At 60.6% G+C, this 16,833-nt stretch carries 18 protein-coding genes and 1 pseudogene; 8 read left to right on the top strand and 11 right to left on the bottom strand.

Annotated features, from left to right (window positions below; all coding sequences use genetic code 11):
- Nucleotides 1-25: 25 nt before the first annotated feature.
- From ACJ8MK_RS21635 to ACJ8MK_RS21615, 5 genes and pseudogenes are all read left to right on the top strand, one after another.
- The gene (locus tag ACJ8MK_RS21635) at nt 26-1,165 is read left to right on the top strand and encodes an amidohydrolase/deacetylase family metallohydrolase (protein WP_033648991.1); all 1,140 of its coding nucleotides are present in this window, start codon (nt 26-28) and stop codon (nt 1,163-1,165) included.
- On the top strand, nt 1,149-2,267 hold the full coding sequence (locus ACJ8MK_RS21630; RefSeq protein WP_033636145.1) for a DgaE family pyridoxal phosphate-dependent ammonia lyase: 1,119 nt from the start codon (nt 1,149-1,151) through the stop codon (nt 2,265-2,267). The genes ACJ8MK_RS21635 and ACJ8MK_RS21630 overlap by 17 nt, the downstream gene beginning before the upstream one ends.
- Complete coding sequence (dagF, locus tag ACJ8MK_RS21625) at nt 2,264-3,004, top strand: 2-dehydro-3-deoxy-phosphogluconate aldolase (protein ID WP_004937022.1); 741 nt, start codon at nt 2,264-2,266, stop codon at nt 3,002-3,004. The genes ACJ8MK_RS21630 and dagF overlap by 4 nt, the downstream gene beginning before the upstream one ends.
- A 94-nt stretch (nt 3,005-3,098) precedes the next feature.
- Nucleotides 3,099-4,323 (top strand): annotated as a pseudogene (locus tag ACJ8MK_RS21620) (lactonase family protein).
- A 51-nt stretch (nt 4,324-4,374) separates the two neighbouring features.
- On the top strand, nt 4,375-6,291 hold the full coding sequence (locus ACJ8MK_RS21615) for a BglG family transcription antiterminator (protein WP_033648995.1): 1,917 nt from the start codon (nt 4,375-4,377) through the stop codon (nt 6,289-6,291).
- 47 nt (nt 6,292-6,338) lie between these two features.
- On the opposite strand, the gene npr is transcribed toward ACJ8MK_RS21615, so the two are convergent.
- From npr to ACJ8MK_RS21560, 11 genes are all read right to left on the bottom strand, one after another.
- Nucleotides 6,339-6,611: a PTS phosphocarrier protein NPr gene (gene npr / locus ACJ8MK_RS21610; protein WP_033648996.1), complete on the bottom strand. Its 273-nt coding sequence runs from the start codon at nt 6,609-6,611 to the stop codon at nt 6,339-6,341.
- Nucleotides 6,608-7,462 (bottom strand): RNase adapter RapZ, encoded by an 855-nt coding sequence (gene rapZ, locus ACJ8MK_RS21605; protein WP_015379177.1) that lies wholly within the window; start codon nt 7,460-7,462, stop codon nt 6,608-6,610. Before rapZ ends, npr begins: the two co-directional genes overlap by 4 nt.
- Nucleotides 7,463-7,591: 129 nt before the next feature.
- Nucleotides 7,592-8,053, bottom strand: a complete 462-nt coding sequence (gene ptsN, locus ACJ8MK_RS21600) for a PTS IIA-like nitrogen regulatory protein PtsN (RefSeq protein ID WP_016930212.1) — start codon at nt 8,051-8,053, stop codon at nt 7,592-7,594.
- 155 nt (nt 8,054-8,208) lie between these two features.
- A complete protein-coding gene (gene hpf / locus ACJ8MK_RS21595; RefSeq protein WP_004937038.1) occupies nt 8,209-8,496 on the bottom strand; it encodes a ribosome hibernation promoting factor in 288 nt (95 codons plus the stop codon).
- Nucleotides 8,497-8,519: 23 nt separating this feature from the next.
- Complete coding sequence (gene rpoN / locus ACJ8MK_RS21590) at nt 8,520-9,953, bottom strand: RNA polymerase factor sigma-54 (RefSeq protein WP_043141961.1); 1,434 nt, start codon at nt 9,951-9,953, stop codon at nt 8,520-8,522.
- A gap of 52 nt (nt 9,954-10,005) precedes the next feature.
- Nucleotides 10,006-10,731 (bottom strand): LPS export ABC transporter ATP-binding protein, encoded by a 726-nt coding sequence (gene lptB, locus ACJ8MK_RS21585; RefSeq protein ID WP_004937040.1) that lies wholly within the window; start codon nt 10,729-10,731, stop codon nt 10,006-10,008.
- A 6-nt stretch (nt 10,732-10,737) separates the two neighbouring features.
- Nucleotides 10,738-11,277 (bottom strand): lipopolysaccharide ABC transporter substrate-binding protein LptA, encoded by a 540-nt coding sequence (gene lptA, locus ACJ8MK_RS21580; protein WP_004937045.1) that lies wholly within the window; start codon nt 11,275-11,277, stop codon nt 10,738-10,740.
- Entirely contained in the window at nt 11,246-11,824 is a 579-nt protein-coding gene (gene lptC, locus ACJ8MK_RS21575) for an LPS export ABC transporter periplasmic protein LptC (protein WP_033654803.1), read from the bottom strand. Before lptC ends, lptA begins: the two co-directional genes overlap by 32 nt.
- Nucleotides 11,821-12,375: a 3-deoxy-manno-octulosonate-8-phosphatase KdsC gene (gene kdsC, locus ACJ8MK_RS21570; RefSeq protein WP_166445424.1), complete on the bottom strand. Its 555-nt coding sequence runs from the start codon at nt 12,373-12,375 to the stop codon at nt 11,821-11,823. The genes lptC and kdsC overlap by 4 nt, the downstream gene beginning before the upstream one ends.
- A 17-nt stretch (nt 12,376-12,392) precedes the next feature.
- A complete protein-coding gene (gene kdsD / locus ACJ8MK_RS21565) occupies nt 12,393-13,379 on the bottom strand; it encodes an arabinose-5-phosphate isomerase KdsD (RefSeq protein WP_025304376.1) in 987 nt (328 codons plus the stop codon).
- Between the two features lie 16 nt (nt 13,380-13,395).
- The gene (locus ACJ8MK_RS21560) at nt 13,396-14,373 is read right to left on the bottom strand and encodes a calcium/sodium antiporter (protein ID WP_025160120.1); all 978 of its coding nucleotides are present in this window, start codon (nt 14,371-14,373) and stop codon (nt 13,396-13,398) included.
- Nucleotides 14,374-14,676: 303 nt separating this feature from the next.
- Here ACJ8MK_RS21560 and mlaF point away from each other — a divergent pair, with 303 nt between their 5' ends.
- From mlaF to mlaD, 3 genes are read left to right on the top strand one after another with little or no spacing between them, the layout of a single operon-like run.
- Nucleotides 14,677-15,492, top strand: coding sequence for a phospholipid ABC transporter ATP-binding protein MlaF (mlaF, locus tag ACJ8MK_RS21555; protein WP_028127533.1), 816 nt, complete (start codon nt 14,677-14,679; stop codon nt 15,490-15,492).
- Between the two features lie 4 nt (nt 15,493-15,496).
- Nucleotides 15,497-16,279 carry a lipid asymmetry maintenance ABC transporter permease subunit MlaE gene (gene mlaE / locus ACJ8MK_RS21550; protein WP_004937059.1) on the top strand — a complete coding sequence of 261 codons (783 nt, stop codon included), beginning with the start codon at nt 15,497-15,499 and terminating at the stop codon, nt 16,277-16,279.
- A 4-nt stretch (nt 16,280-16,283) separates the two neighbouring features.
- Nucleotides 16,284-16,832: an outer membrane lipid asymmetry maintenance protein MlaD gene (mlaD, locus tag ACJ8MK_RS21545; protein WP_033636129.1), complete on the top strand. Its 549-nt coding sequence runs from the start codon at nt 16,284-16,286 to the stop codon at nt 16,830-16,832.
- The last annotated feature ends 1 nt before the right edge of the window (nt 16,833 follow it).

Below are 16,833 nucleotides of genomic sequence, written 5' to 3'. Positions count from 1 at the left end.
CCCGGGCTAACAGGAGCAATGCGGTATGTATGACTTAGTAATCAGAGGCGCCAGACTGGCGGACGACACGCTGATCGATCTGGCGGTGAAAGACGGCAAAATCGCCTCGGTCGGGCGGCTGGCGGCGGACGTCAGCGCCGTTCGCCAACTGGATCTGGCGGGCAACTGCCGCCTGAGCGCCGGTTGGATCGATGCGCACGTGCACTGCTATCCCGACTCGCCGATTTACCATGACGAGCCGGATCGGGTCGGCGTCGCCAGCGGCGTCACCAGCGTAGTCGATGCCGGCAGCACCGGCGCCGACGATATCGACGCCTTTTATCAGCTGACGCGCAGCGCCAAAACCAACGTGTTCGCCTTCCTCAACATCTCGCGCATCGGCCTGCTGCGGCAGAACGAGCTGGCGGAGTTGACGGACATCGACAAGCGCGAGGCCGGCCAGGCCATCGCCAATCATCCCGGCTTCATCATCGGCATCAAGGCGCGCATGAGCAGCAGCGTGGTGGGCAAGAACGGCACCCGGCCGCTGGTGTTGGCCAAAGAGATCCAGCGGGAAAACCGCCAACTGCCGCTGATGGTGCATATCGGCAACAACCCGCCGGATCTGGACGAGATCGCCGATCTGCTGACCCGTGGCGACATCATCACCCACTGCTACAACGGCAAACCGAACCGCATTCTGACGCCGGCGGGCACGCTGCGCGAGTCGATCCAGCGCGCGCTGCGGCGCGGCGTGTTGCTCGACGTGGGGCACGGCACCGCCAGCTTCAGCTTCGAGGTGGCGCGCCAGGCGATCAAGCTGGGCATTTTGCCGCACACCATCAGCTCCGATATTTACTGCCGCAACCGCATAAACGGGCCGGTGCACAGCCTGGCGACGGTGATGTCCAAATTTTTCAGCGTCGGCCTGACGCTGCCGCAGGTGATCGCCTGCGTGACGGAGAACGCCGCGTCGGCGCTGCAGCTCAGCGGCAAAGGGCGGCTGGAGCCGGGCTATGACGCCGATTTCACGCTGTTTGAACTGCGCCGCGAACCGCAGGTGTTCGCTGACGCCGAAGGGCAAACCGCCGAGGGCGAACAGCTGTTGGTGCCGCTGGCCGCGGTGGTGGCCGGGGAAATCCTATTAACCGAACAAGGGGAGGCAAGCCATGTCTTCGATTTATGAAAAATACGGTTTGAAGCAGGTGATCAACACCTCCGGCCGCATGACCATTCTCGGCGTTTCCACGCCGCGCCAGGATGTGATCGACGCCGTTGACTACGGCCTGAATCACTATTTCGAAATCAAGGATCTGGTCAACAAGACCGGCGCCTACATCGCCGATCTGCTCAACGTGGAGGACGCGGTGATCGTTTCCTGCGCCTCGGCGGGCATCGCCCAGTCGGTGGCGGCGGTGATCGTCAAAGATAACGCCAATCTGCTGGTGAACCTGCACTCGGCGCCGATCGCCGTGCCGCGTGAGATCGTGTTGCCGCGCGGCCACAACGTCAACTTCGGCGCGCCGGTGGACACCATGGTGGCGCTGGGCGGCGGCAAGGTGGTGGAAGCGGGCTACGCCAACGAATGTTCGCCGGAGCAGATTGAAGCCTGCATCACGCCGCAGACGGCGGCGATCCTGTACGTCAAATCGCACCACTGCGTGCAGAAAAGCATTCTGTCCGTCGAACAGGCGGCGGTGGTGGCGCGCAAGCATAACCTGCCGCTGATCGTCGACGCCGCGGCGGAAGAAGATCTGATGTGTTACTACCAGATGGGAGCCGATCTGGTGATCTACAGCGGCGCCAAAGCCATCGAGGGGCCGACCAGCGGCCTGGTTATCGGCAAGAAACAGTACGTCGAGTGGGTGAAGCTGCAGTCCGGCGGCATCGGCCGGGCGATGAAGGTCGGCAAAGAGGGCATCCTCGGCCTGACGCAGGCGATCGAAAGCTATCTGACGCTTGAGAAAACCACCGGGCAACAGATGGTGGCGCGGATGACGCCGTTCCTCGACAGCCTCAACACCCTGACCGGCGTCAGCGCCAGAACCGTCTGGGACAGCGCCGGCCGCGATATCGCCCGCGCCGAGATCGCCTTCGACGAAGCGGTGCTGGGGCGGTCGACCTATGACATCGTCCAGGCGCTGAAAACCGGCGACATCGCCATCTACTTCCGCGGCTACAAGGCCAACGAGGGCAAGATTGAGGTCGACGTGCGCAGCGTCGATGAGCAACAGCTGATGACCGTCTTTACCTGTATCAAAAACCTGTTTACGGAGAAACAAGCATGAAGCTGCAGCCTAACTACTATCGTGACCGCGTCTGCCTGAACGTGCTGGCCGGCTCCAAAGCCAATGCGCAGGACATCTACGCCGCGGCGGAAGGCCATGTGCTGGTGGGCGTGCTCTCCAAGAACTACCCGGACGTCGACAGCGCGGTGACCGACATGCTGCGCTATGCGCGCCTGATCGACAACGCGCTCTCGGTCGGCCTGGGCGCCGGCGATCCGAAGCAGTCGGCGATGGTCAGCCTGATCGCTCAGCAGGTGCAGCCGCAGCACGTCAACCAGGTGTTTACCGGCGTTGGCGCCAGCCGCGCGCTGCTGGGCCAGAACGACAGCGTGGTCAACGGCCTGGTATCGCCGACCGGCCGCGTCGGTTGGGTGAAGATCTCTACCGGCCCATTGAGCGCCGCGGCGCCGGACGGCATCGTGCCGGTGGAAACCGCCATCGCCCTGCTGAAAGACATGGGCGGCAGCTCCATCAAGTATTTCCCGATGGGCGGCCTGAAGTGCAAGGACGAATATCAGTACGTAGCCAAGGCCTGCGCCGAGCATGACTTTATGCTGGAGCCGACCGGCGGCATCGATCTGGAGAACTACGAGCCGATCGTCGAGATCGCGCTGGCGGCCGGCGTGAAACGCGTGATCCCGCATATCTACAGTTCGATCATCGACGCCGCCAGCGGCGACACGCGCCCGCAGGACGTGAAAACCCTGCTGGCGATGACCAAAAAGCTGGTGGGCTGAACGCGCAATGGGATGAGGTAAAGGCTGGGAGGCGAAGGCTTTCCCCTGGCGCGGCATGCCGCGCCGTTACCTATACTCAGGTCTGAGGATAACTATGCGAAACTGGCAGGCTCCAACCCGACGCACCGCGTTGTTCCTGGCGCTGCTGGCCGTGACCGGCCCGGCGCTGCATGCTGAGGATGCAATGAATTCCACGTCATCTCATTTCGCCTATATCGGCACCTACAATCCCAACGGCGAAGGCGTTTACCGGGTGCAGGTCGATCCGGCCAGCGGCGCGCTGAGCCACACTACGCTGGTCAGCAAAGTGCCGAATCCGGCGCAGCTGACGCTGGGCGCCGATGGCAAGACGCTGTATGTCGCCAGATGTCGCCAGCGAAGTGGCCGATTTCAACGGCGGCAAGCACGGCGGCATCACCGCTTACCGGGTCAATCCGGCCGACGGCGGCCTGACGCAGCTCAACCAGGTGGATTCGCAGGGAGCGGGGCCGGTGTATCTCTCATCGACGCCGGACGGGCGCCATCTGCTGGTGGCGAACTATGTCAGCGGCAGCGTGGCGGCTTTCCCGATCGAAGCGGACGGCAGCCTGGGCGCCGCCAGCTCGGTGCAGCAACAGCAGGGCCCGGCGGGCGCGGCCAAACCGGTGGCGGCGGTGAACGGCAGCTTCGCCATCAGCGATCACAATGGCCCACATGTCCATATGATCGCCAGCGATCCGAGCGGCAAGTTCGTGTTCTCCACCGATCTGGGGTTGGATCGCATCTACCAATGGCGCTTTGACGCCGTGAGCGGCCGGCTGACGCCGAACGATCCGCCGTGGATCGCCGCCTCTTCCGCCGGCGCGGGTCCGCGTCACTTTGTGTTCCATCCGGACGGCGAAACCGTGCTGCTGGTGAACGAAGAGGCCTCGACGTTGACCAGCTACCGTTTTGATCGCCAAAAAGGTACTCTGAAACAACTGTATGCGGTTTCCGCGCTGCCCGCCGACTATCAGGGCACCAGCTTCGCTTCGGGGCTGGCGCTCAGCAAGAACGGCGACACGCTGTACGTCGCCAACCGGCTGCATAACAGCATTGCCCAGTTCAGCGTGGGCGCCGGCGGTGAGTTGAAACCGGTGGCGGAAACCTGGACGCGCGGCGATTATCCGCGTTCGCTGGCGCTGAGCCCGGATGGCCGCTATCTGTATGCGCTGAACCAGCGCAGCGATAACGTTACCCGCTTCAGCGTAAACCCGACGGACGGCAAACTCAGCTTTGTGGGCGGTTATCTACCGATCGGCAGCCCCTCGCAAATGGTGTTCCTGCCGCCGCCGAAGTAACCCGTGGCCCACCCGGTTCGCCGGGCGGGTCGCCTGATTGACGGACACAGAATGGTGCGATTTCCTTACCCGCGTTTGGCTTACTTGTTCGATGCTTTGCAAACCGAGACTTTGCCGCAGGATGAGCTGGCGAAGCGTTTCGCCGTGTCCACCCGCACGGTGCGGGCGGACATCACCGCGCTGAACGAGATTCTGGACAAATACGGCGCGCGTTTCGTGCATAACCGCGGTGCCGGCTATCGTCTGCAGGTCGATAACGCCGCGCTGTTCAGCGCCCTGCAGCATCAGGAGCGCCGCAAGCATGCCACCCCGCGCAGCGCGCAGGAGCGTGTGCATTATCTGCTGGTGCGTTTTTTGACCTCAGCCTTCTCCCTTAAACTGGAAGATCTGGCCGACGAGTGGTTCGTCAGCCGCGGTACGTTGCAAAACGACATGGCTGAGGTGAGAGAGCGTCTGGCGCACTATCAATTGACGATTGAAACCAAGCCGCGTTACGGCATGAAGCTGTTCGGCACGGAGATGGCGATCCGCGCCTGCCTGACCGATCTGCTGTTCCAACTGCAGCTGGCCGACGCCGAGAACCCGCTGCTCAACAACGAGATCCTGCTGCAGCCGCAGGTAGCGGCGTTTGCCGGATTGCTGCACCCGCTGTTGTCGCAATACGCCATTCGCCTGACCGACGAGGGTGAGCAGTACCTGATCTTCTACTGCGCGGTGGCGCTGCGGCGCATCAACGACGGCTATCCGCTGCCGGACTTCGAGGTGGAAGACGGCGACGATGCGGTGCGCCAGGTATCGACCCGCCTGGCGGCGGAACTGCGTTCGGCCTCCGGCAAAGAGATCTCGATGGCCGAAGAGGCCTATCTGCGGGTCAATATCGCCGCGCGGCGCGTGCAGGACGTGCAGCCGACCGAGATCAACGCCGACGATGAAGAAGCGCTGGTGGACTACATTCTGTCCTACATCAACGCACACTATAACTACAACCTGCAGGGCGACGAGCAGCTGCGGGCCGATCTGCTCACCCATATCAAAACCATGATTACGCGGGTGAAATACCAGATCAATATCCCCAATCCGCTGTTGGCCAACATCAAACAGCACTATCCGATGGCTTACGACGTGACGCTGGCGGCGGTCTCCAGCTGGGGCAAATACACCCCCTATACCCTGAGCGAGAATGAGATAGGCTATCTGGTGCTGCACATCGGCGTGGGGCTGGAGCGGCATTACAACATCGGTTATGAACGCCACCCGCAGGTGATGCTGGTGTGCGATACCGGCAACTCGACGGTGCGCATGATCCAGGCGCAGATTGCGCGTAAGTATCCGCAGCTGGTGATGACGCGCATCGTCTCGCTGCGCGATTACGAGATGCTTGCGCATATCGACGAAGACTTCGTGATTTCCAACGCCCGCATCGGCGAAAAGAACAAGCCGGTGGTGGTGATGTCGCCGTTCCCAACCGATTACCAGCTGGAGCAGCTGGGCAAGCTGGTGCTGGTGGATCGCACCCGACCGTACATGCTGGAGAAGTTTTTCGACGCCGAGCATTTCATGGTGCTCAACGAGCCGCTGACGCAGGCGGAACTGTTCAGCCGAGTGTGCGGCCAGCTGGAGCGGGAAGGGTACGTCGGCGCGGACTTTTATCCGTCGGTGGTCGAACGCGAGGCGATCGTCTCCACCTTGCTGGGCGAGGGCATCGCGCTGCCGCACTCGCTGGGGCTGCTGGCCAAAAAAACCGTGGTGGTGACGCTGCTGGCGCCGCAGGGCGTCGCCTGGGGAGAAGGCGAGGTCGCGCACGTGATTTTCCTGCTGGCGATCAGCAAGAGCGACTATGAAGAGGCGATGGCGATCTACGAGCTGTTCGTCACCTTCGTGCGTGAACGCTCAATGAGCCGCCTGCTGAGCAGCGACAGCTTCGACAGCTTTAAAGCGGTGGCGCTGGACTGCCTGAGCCGGAGCTGAGTGGGAGAGGATATGGGGGATTGGGCGCAAAGGTGCGCCCTCAGCGGCTAATCTTCATCAAACCCGGAGTTGAACAGCTCGACGACCGCCTCCAGCGCGTTGACTTCGTCGGGGCCGGTCGCTTCGACTTCGATATGCCGGCCCTGGGCGGAGTCCAGCATCAGCAGCGCGATGACGCTGCTGGCCTCGGCTTCGGTGCCGCTTTCGTTGCGCAGCATCACTTCGGCGTCGAAGCTTTGCACCAGCTCGAACAGTTTCATCGCCGGGCGCGCGTGCATGCCCAGCTTGTTTTTGATTTCAACCGTCTGTTTGACCGTCATTGTTTGCGCTTTTCCAGCGTGCGGTGGCGCGACTGCACGTTCTTGCCGCGCGAGCGGAAGTAATCGGCCAGCTGTTCTGCCACGTACACCGAGCGGTGCTTGCCGCCGGTACAGCCGATGGCGACCGTCAGGTAGCTGCGGTTGTTGGTTTCCAGCATCGGCAGCCATTGCTCCAGGTAGCTGCGGGTCTGGTAGATGAAGTTGTGCACTTCGGTATGGCGATCGAGGAACGACGCGACCGGCTTATCCAGACCGGTCATCGGCCGCAGCTTCGGATCCCAGTGCGGGTTCGGCAGGAAGCGCACGTCGAACACGTAGTCGGCGTCGATCGGGATGCCGTGCTTGAAGCCGAAGGATTCGAACACCATGGTCAGCTCGCGCTCACGCTTGCCCAGCAAGCGGGTGCGCAGCATTTCAGCCAGCTCGTGCACCGACATTTCCGAGGTGTCGATAATCAGGTCAGCCCGCGAGCGCAGCGGTTCGAGCAGATCGCTCTCTTCGTCGATGGCGCTTTCCAGCGACAGGTTTTTGCTGGAGAGCGGGTGCAGGCGGCGGGTGTCGCTGTAACGGCGGATCAGCGTGTTGCGATCGGCGTCGAGGAACAGCAGCTGCGGCGAGAAGCTGTCCGGCAGCTGAGTCATCGCGTATTCGAACACTTCCGGCGATTCCGGCATGTTGCGCACGTCGATGCTGACCGCCGCGGAGATATTGCGTTCCGCCAGCGTATTGGCGAGCTGCGGCAGCAGCACCACCGGCAGGTTGTCAACGCAGTAAAAACCCATGTCTTCCAGCGCCCGCAAGGCGACGGATTTTCCGGAACCGGAACGGCCGCTGACAATCATCAGCACCATGTGGCAACTCCCCTGGCATCGCGGCGGCGTTCATCGCCACCGGTGGAAACTTTGTTATTCCGGCCGAGGCCGGATCCATCATCGTGAAACAGTAACGTTATCCGGGCTGGAAGTCACGCCGGCCGGGCATTACTCGGTGATGATTTGGTAAAGTTCTTCGTCGCTTTGCGCGGCGCGCAGGCGGCGGCATACGGTTTTGTCGGCCAGGCGTTTGGCGACCAGCGACAGGGTATGCAAATGGGTTTTGCACTGATCGGCAGGCACCAGCAGCGCGAACAGCAGGTCGACCGGCTGGTTGTCGATAGCGTCGAAAGCGATGGGTTGGTCGAGACGGATAAACACGCCAACGGCCCGCAGTGTGTCCTCTTCCAGTTTGCCGTGGGGAATGGCGATACCGTTGCCGATACCGGTGCTGCCCATGCGCTCCCGGGTGAGAACCGCGTCAAACACCACCTGCGAAGGCAGATTGAGCTGTTTGGCGGCCAGTTCGCTGATAATTTCCAAAGCCCGCTTCTTGCTGGTGCAGTGTACCGAGCTTTTGGTGCACTCGATGTTTAACACCGAGCTTAATTGCATATATTCGTTGTTCATCTCATCTTCACTTAAAACCGCGCCGCCGGGCGCACCCGGCAAGGCGGTTTTTCGTCGGTTTTAACCCTGATTACCGTTCGGCGCGTCACCCATGCGGGTCACGCGCCGAAGGGCGAGGCGGCGACGGATGCCGCCTCATGGAGTGGGTTAGGGTGTCAGTGTTGCTTCAATTTGTCTTTATGTTTGTTCAATTGACGTGCCAATTTGTCGATCAGCGTATCAATTGCGGCATACATATTCTCGTCTTCCGAGGTGGCGTGCAACTCGCCTCCATTCACGTGCACCGTTGCTTCCGCAATTTGCTGCACTTTTTCCACACTTAATACAACATACACCTGATTGATGCGATCAAAATACTGTTCGAGTTTGGCGAACTTGTTGTTCACGAACTCGCGCAACGGATCGGTGATTTCGATGTGGTGTCCGGTAATGTTGAGCTGCATAGTGTCTTCCTTCTCAATAGAGGTCAAACCAACTGTTTACGCTGGTTCGACGGCGGGATGGACAAAGACTCTCGGTACTTGGCGACGGTGCGCCGCGCCACGATGATCCCCTGATCGGCGAGCAGGGTGGCCAGCTTGCTGTCGCTGAGTGGCTTGGCGGGGTTTTCCGCCGCAATCAATTTCTTCACCAACGCGCGGATCGCCGTCGAGGAGGCTTCGCCGCCGCTGTCGGTATTCACGTGGCTGGAGAAGAAATACTTCAATTCAAAAATGCCGCGCGGGCTGTGCAGAAACTTCTGCGTGGTGACGCGCGAGATCGTCGATTCATGCATCTCCACGGCCTGGGCGATATCCGCCAGCACCATGGGTTTCATAAACTCTTCGCCTTGCTCGAAGAACGCCTGCTGTTGGCTGACGATGCAGCGGGTGACCTTCAGCAGCGTCTCGTTGCGGCTCTCCAGGCTTTTAATCAGCCACTTGGCTTCCTGCAGGTTGCTGCGGATAAACTGGCCGTCGGCTTCGCTGCGGGCGCTGTTGCCCAGCGCGGCGTACTGCTGATTGATCTTCAAACGCGGCACGCTGTCGCCGTTGAGCTCGACCGTCCATTTGTTCTGCGTCTTGCGCACCAGCACGTCCGGGATCACGTATTCCGACTCGCCGGTATTGATCGACTGCCCCGGGCGCGGATCGAGCGACTGAATCAGCAGCATCGCTTCTTTCAGTGTATCTTCTTTTAGCCGGGTTGATCGCATCAGGCTGCGAAAGTCGTGGTTGGCCAACAGATCCAGATGCTCGCTGATGATCAGCCGCGCTTCGGCCAGGTAAGGGGTGTCTTTGGCGTATTGGGAGAGCTGCACCAGCAGGCAATCGCGCAGATCGCGCGCGGCGACGCCGATCGGATCGAAACGCTGCACGCGCTTCAATACCGCCTCGACTTCCTCGAGGGTCACGTTCTCGTCGCCCAGGCTTTCCAGAATGTCTTCCAGCGGCACGGTGAGATAGCCGGTGTCGTCCACCGCGTCGACGATGGAGGTGGCGATGGCGGCGTCGGTATCGGAGAACGGCGTCAGATCCACCTGCCACATCAGGTAATCCTGCAGCGTTTGGGTGGTCTCGCCCTGATAGACCGGCAGTTCGTCGTCGCTGTAGTCGGTGCCGGTGCCGGACGGCGTGCCGGCGGTGTAGATCTCATCCCAGGTGGCGTCCAGCGGCAGCTCTTCCGGCATGTCTTTCTGTTCCAGCGCCTCGCGGGTATCGAGCCCCTCGGTCTCCTGGGTTTCTTTGGCGTCGATTTCGTCGTGCAGATCGGTCTGTTCAAGCAGCGGATTGCTCTCCAGCGCCAGCTGGATCTCTTGCTGAAGCTCAAGCGTGGACAACTGCAGCAGGCGGATCGCCTGCTGGAGCTGAGGAGTCATGGCCAGCTGTTGGCTGAGCCTGAGTTGCAAACCTTGCTTCATAGTTTTCTGTCTACTTCCGTTAACGGTGTCGCCCCACAGGGCGCGCCGGCGCTTAGAGGCGGAACTCTTCGCCCAGATAAACGCGTTTAACCTGCTCGTCGGCCAGAATAGCATCCGGCGTGCCGTGGGCAATCAGTTTGCCCTGGCTGACGATGTAGGCGCGTTCACACACGTCCAGCGTCTCGCGCACGTTGTGGTCGGTGATCAGCACGCCCAGGCCGCTGTCACGCAGGTGCTCGATGATTTTCTTGATATCGATAACGGAAATCGGATCCACCCCGGCGAAGGGTTCGTCCAGCAGTATGAATTTCGGGTTGGCCGCCAGCGCGCGGGCGATTTCGACGCGGCGACGCTCACCGCCGGACAGCGCCTGGCCAAGGCTGTCGCGCAGATGGGAGATATGGAACTCTTCCATCAGCTCCTTGGCGCGGTCTTCACGCTGTTCGCTGGTGAGGTCGGGGCGAATCTCCAGCACCGCCATCAGGTTGTCGTACACGCTCAGGCGGCGGAAGATCGACGCTTCCTGCGGCAGGTAACCGATGCCGCGGCGCGCGCGGGCGTGCAGCGGCAGCAGACTGATGTCTTCTTCGTCGATCACGATGCGCCCGGCGTCGCGTGGCACGATGCCGACCACCATGTAGAAGGTGGTGGTTTTACCGGCGCCGTTCGGCCCGAGCAGGCCGACGATCTCGCCGGATTTCACTTTCAGGCTGACGTCTTCGACAACTTTACGGCCCTTGTAGGCTTTCGCCAGGTTTTCTGCGATGAGTGTTGCCATAAGTGATTAGTTACTCTTTTTCTGCTCGTTTTTGTCTTGCAACTGCGACGGTACCAGAACCGTTGTCACGCGTTTGCCTTTGTCGCTAAACGCCTGCATTTGCTGCTGTTGCACCAGATAGGTGATGCGATCGCCTTTCACGTTGCTGTCGAGCTGCTCCAGATAGGCGTTGCCCGTCAGGGTCACCAGCTGGGTCGCCACGTCGTAACGCACTTTCTGCGCGTGGCCTTTGACCGGCTTGCCGCTGTCCTGCATCTGGTAGAAGGTTACCGGGTTGCCGAACGCTTCAATATAGGTCTTATTCTGATCTCCGCCCGGGCGGGTGACCACCACCTTGTCGGCGCGAATATCGATGGTGCCTTGCTTGATCACCACGTTGTCGGTGAAGGTGCTGACGTTGCTCTGCATGTCCAACGACTGCTTGAGCGAGTCGATGCTGACCGGCTGGCTGGAGTCGGATTTCAGCGCCAGAGCGGGGGCGCTGGCGGCCAAAACTAAGCTGCCGAGCAACAGGTTACGGAGTTGGTTTTTGGTTCTGAATTTCATAGTTGGTCTTAACCTTATCAATCAGCTCAGCGGTTTTGGTCCGCAGGTTCCCACGCATTTTCATGCCGTTAGAGGTAAAATTGGTCCCGTAAATCGTGACTTCGTCATCGGAGGTGACGTCCTGGGTGACCAGGTTTACCTGAGCGTTGTCCGTCTTAATTTTTTCCAGCTGCGAGGTGGTGGTCAGGCTGTTTACCTCGACGTGACCATACAGATACAGCATCCGGTCTTTCGTCAGTTTGGCGCGATCGGCGCGAACTGACCAGGTGGCCACCGCATTCTCATCGAACAGCGTCATTACCGGCTGGGTGAACCAGCTCAGCTCGCCGGCGGTGTAATACTTCGCGTCTTCCGCCACCAGTTTGTAATTCAGCTTGCCGGCCGGGTTGTACACCACGGTGACCGTGTGCTGGCTCTGGTAGGTCGGATCCTGATCGTTGACCGGGCCAGGGGCCGTGTCGTCGCTGAAATCCGTCATGTTCCAGCCGATCAGCGCCAGAACGATCACCGTCAACAGGATGGTGATCCACAGTTTGGTTTTACTCATATCGACAGCCCTTTGGCGTCCTCCAGCTTATTTTGAGCCAAAAGAATGATGTCGCACAGTTCGCGCACCGCGCCGCGGCCGCCGGCAATGCGGGTGACGTAGTGGGCGCGCGGCGTCAGCAGCGGGTGGGCGTCCGCCACCGCGACCGCCAGGCCGACCTGCGCCATCACCGGCCAGTCGATCAGGTCATCGCCGATATAGGCGACCTGATCCGCCGTTAACGACAGTTTATCCAACAGTTCGCGGAAGGCCAAAAGCTTATCGGACTGCCCCTGATACAGATGGGTGATATCGAGCGTCTGCGCGCGGTCTTCCAGCAGCTTGGCGGAGCGACCGGTGATGATCGCCACCTCGATGTCCGAGGTTTTCAAGCAGCGGATGCCGTAGCCGTCGCGCACGTTGAACGCTTTCAATTCTTCACCGTTGTTGCCCATGAAGATCAGGCCGTCCGACAGCACGCCGTCAACGTCGCAAATCAACAGGCGGATGTTCCCGGCACGCGCCATAACCTCTTGTTCTACCGGCCCGTAGCAGGTTTCTACCATACCCATTCCGTTCTATTCCTTAATTAAACGACGCCGGCGCGCAGCATGTCATGCATATGTACCACACCCAGCAACTGGTCGCCATCGGCAACCAGCAGCGCGGTGATGTGGCGTTGTTGCATCAGGTTCAATGCATCGACCGCCAGGATGTTGGGGCGCACCCGTACGCCGCCCGGCGTCATGACATCGGCGATCTTCGCCTCGTGCAGGTTGATGCCCATGTCGAATACCCGGCGCAGGTCGCCGTCGGTGAAGATGCCGGCGATTTTCATCAAATCGTCGCAGACAACCGTCAGGCCCAGATTTTTGCGGGTAATTTCCAGCAGCGCGTCGCGCAACGAGGCGTCGGCGCTGACGTGGGGCATTTCGTCGCCGCTGTGCATGATATCGCTAACCCGCAGCAGCAGTTTGCGGCCGAGTGCGCCGCCCGGATGCGACAGCGCGAAATCTTCCGGCGTGAAACCGCGCGCCTTCAGCAGCGCGACGGCCAGCGCATCGCCCATCACCAGCGTGGCGGTGGTGCTGGTGGTCGGCGCCAGCCCCAGCGGGCAGGCTTCCTGCGGCACCTTGATGCACAGGTGGATATCCGCCGCCTTGCCCATCGAGCTTTCCGGATTGTTGGTCATACAGATGAGGGTGATCTGCTGGCGTTTCAATACCGGGATCAGCGCCAGGATCTCGCTGGACTCGCCGGAGTTGGAGATGGCGAGCACGATGTCCTGTGGGGTGACCATGCCCAAATCGCCATGGCTGGCCTCCGCCGGGTGAACGAAGAATGAGGGGGTGCCGGTGCTGGCGAAGGTCGCGGCGATCTTGCAGCCGATATGGCCGGATTTGCCCATGCCCATCACCACCACTTTGCCGCCGCAGGCGGCGATCGTTTCGCAGGCGCGGGTGAAGTCTGCGTTGATGTAGCTGTCGAGCTGAGCCAGCCCTTCACGCTCTATCTGAAGCACTTCTTTGCCGGCCTGCTGAAAATCGAAGCCCGGTTGCAACTCAATGTTCGACATACTCATTCCCGTCGGTTTAGCCGAAAGTACTGAAAGGGTTAAAGAACAGCACCGCAAGATACGCAATAAAGCCACATAATAACAGAGCGCCCGCCAGGTGACCGATGCGATGCTTGCGGCCGATGCACAGTACGCTCAGCAGCACGCTGGCCGCCAGCATCACCCAGTAATCGCGCTGGAAGGCGGCGGCGTCTACGCTGCCCGGCGACAGCAGGGCGGGGACGCCCAGCACGATCACCGTGTTGAAAATATTGGAGCCGATGATATTTCCAATCGCCATATCATCCTCGCCCTTCAGCGCCCCGGCGATGGAGGTAGCCAATTCGGGCAGGCTGGTGCCGATGGCAATAATGGTCAAGCCGACCACCAGTTCGCTCAGGCCGAAATAGTGCGCAATCACCGTCGCGTTATCGACCACCATTCTGGAAGAGAGCGGCAGAATGATAAACGCCAGCACCAGCCACAGCACCGCCACGGTGTTGCTGCTGTCCTGCGGCAGCTCGGCGATCTGCTCCATGGTCAGGCTGTCGCTGCCCTCGCGCTGCGCCAGCCGGGCGATTTTCAGCATCAGCAGGATGAAGCCGGCGGCGGCGGCCAGCAGCAGCACGCCGTCCAGCCTGCTCAGGGTGCCGTCCATCAACACGAAACCGCACAATACTGTGACCGCTAACATCAACGGCAGTTCGCGCCGCAGTATCTCGGAACGCGCGGCCAGCGGGTGAATCAGCGCCGCCACACCCAGGATCAATAAGATGTTGGTGATGTTGGAACCTAATACGTTGCCAACGGCCATATCTATCTGCCCGTTCAGCGCGGCGGTGGTGGACACGATCAGCTCCGGCAGCGAAGTGCCGATGCCGACGATGGTCATGCCGATGATCAACGGCGGGACGCCGAGCGAGCGGGAAATCACGGCAGCACCATAAACTAAGCGGTCTGCACCATACACCAGTAGAAATAAACCAACGATTAATAATGCTATCGCGAGAAACATGCAGGGTCCTTTGTCGGGTATTATCCCGGTTCGTTGGTTAAAGCCGTCAATGCGGCGGTATTGCTTGCCCTCCGTTGCGCGCGCGTGAGCCGCAGCAACGGTTTTTCCCGGCTAATAGTTGAACAGTTTCGTTTTTTTTCGTTATGGCGCCAATTTTGACCGGGTGGCGCGGAAAAGTAAAACCAATGGCACCATTGGTTGCGAAATGGCAGTAAGTTTTTGTAAAGATGAGACGGATTGCGCCCATTGCTTTAACATCACGGGTAGATTCAGCAAAAGATGAGTCGTAAAGGGTCCATTAACATGCTCCAAAAGGCAGATAATTTGGTCGAAGTGCGCGACATGAGCTTCTCGCGCGGCGACCGACGGATATTTGAAGACATCAACCTGACGGTGCCTCGCGGTAAGGTCACGGCGATCATGGGGCCATCGGGCATCGGCAAAACCACGCTGCTGCGCCTGATAGGCGGCCAGCTGGCGCCGGACAGCGGGGAGATTTGGTTCGACGGCGACAACATTCCCGCGTTGTCCCGCCGTCAGTTATATGACGCGCGCAAAAAGATGAGCATGCTGTTCCAGTCGGGCGCACTGTTCACCGATTTGACCGTGTTCGAAAACGTGGCCTACCCGCTGCGCGAGCACAGCAACCTGCCTGAACCCCTGCTGCGCAGCACGGTGCTGATGAAGCTGGAAGCGGTGGGGCTGCGCGGCGCGGCCCAGCTGATGCCCAATGAGCTTTCCGGCGGCATGGCGCGCCGGGCGGCGTTGGCGCGCGCGATCGCGCTGGACCCTGAGATGATCATGTTCGACGAACCTTTCGTCGGCCAGGATCCGATCACCATGGGGGTGCTGGTCAAGCTGATCGATGAGCTGAACCATGCGCTGGGCATTACCTGCATCGTGGTGTCGCACGACGTGCCGGAGGTGCTGAGCATCGCCGACTACGCCTATATCGTGGCCGATCACCGGGTGATCGCCGAAGGCACCACGCAGCAATTGCAGAACAATCCTGATGCGCGCGTGCGCCAGTTTCTGGATGGTATAGCGGATGGGCCGGTGCCGTTCCGCTATCCGGCCGGGGATTATCAGACCGAACTGCTAGGCTTAGGGAGTAAATAAGCTCATGTTATTAAGAGCGTTAGCGTCGTTGGGGCGCAGTGGCATCAACACCAGCGCCAGCTTCGGCCGCGCCGGGTTGATGCTGTTCAACGCGTTGATTGGCCGGCCGGAACCCGGCAAGCAGTGGCCGCTGTTGTTGAAACAGCTCTACAGCGTCGGCGTGCAGTCGCTGCTGATCATCATGGTCTCCGGGCTGTTCATCGGCATGGTGCTGGGCCTGCAGGGCTATATCGTGCTCACCACCTACAGCGCCGAGGCCAGCCTCGGCATGATGGTGGCGCTGTCGCTGCTGCGCGAGCTGGGGCCGGTGGTGACGGCGCTGCTGTTCGCCGGCCGCGCCGGTTCCGCGCTCACGGCGGAAATCGGCCTGATGAAGGCGACGGAGCAGATCTCCAGCCTGGAGATGATGGCGGTCGATCCGCTGCGGCGCATCGTGGCGCCGCGCTTCTGGGCGGGGCTGATCAGCATGCCGCTGTTGACCATCATTTTCGTGGCGATCGGCATCTGGGGCGGCTCGGTGGTCGGCGTGGACTGGAAGGGCATCGACAGCGGCTTCTTCTGGTCGGCGATGCAGGGCGCCGTAGAGTGGAAAAAAGATCTGCTCAACTGCCTGATCAAAAGCGTGGTATTCGCCATTACCGTAACCTGGATTGCCATTTTCAACGGGTACGACGCCGTGCCTACCTCTGAAGGGATTAGCCGGGCGACGACGCGTACCGTGGTGCATTCGTCACTGGCGGTGTTGGGATTGGATTTCGTGCTGACAGCACTGATGTTTGGGAATTGATTCGATGCAAACGAAGAAGAGTGAAATCTGGGTTGGGGCATTTATGCTGATCGCGCTGTGTGCCATCGTGTTTATCTGCCTGCAGGTGGCGAACCTTAAATCGATCGGCAGCGAGCCGACCTACCGCATTTACGCGACGTTCGACAACATCGGCGGCCTGAAACCGCGTTCGCCGGTGAAGATTGGCGGCGTGGTGATCGGCCGCGTGGCGGACATCGAACTCGATTCGAAAACCTACACGCCGCGCGTGGCGCTGGATATCCAGAAAAAGTACGACCAAATCCCGGATACCAGCTCGCTGGCGATCCGCACCTCCGGCCTGCTGGGCGAGCAATATCTGGCGCTTAACGTGGGCTTCGAAGATCCTGATATGGGCACCGCCATCCTGAAAGACGGCGGCACCATTCAGGACACCAAATCAGCCATGGTTCTGGAAGACCTGATCGGCCAGTTCCTGTATAAAAGCGGCGGTCAGGACAGCGCCAAACCGGGAGACGCGGCCGCTGAGCCGGCTGCCGGCGCCGCACCGCAACCCGCTGTTCCAAATCATTAAG

The sequence above is a fragment of the Serratia sp. CY38905 genome (assembly GCF_052168875.1).
In the GTDB taxonomy this organism is placed as follows: domain Bacteria; phylum Pseudomonadota; class Gammaproteobacteria; order Enterobacterales; family Enterobacteriaceae; genus Serratia; species Serratia sarumanii.
This window is presented reverse-complemented; position numbering and strand designations above follow the sequence as displayed.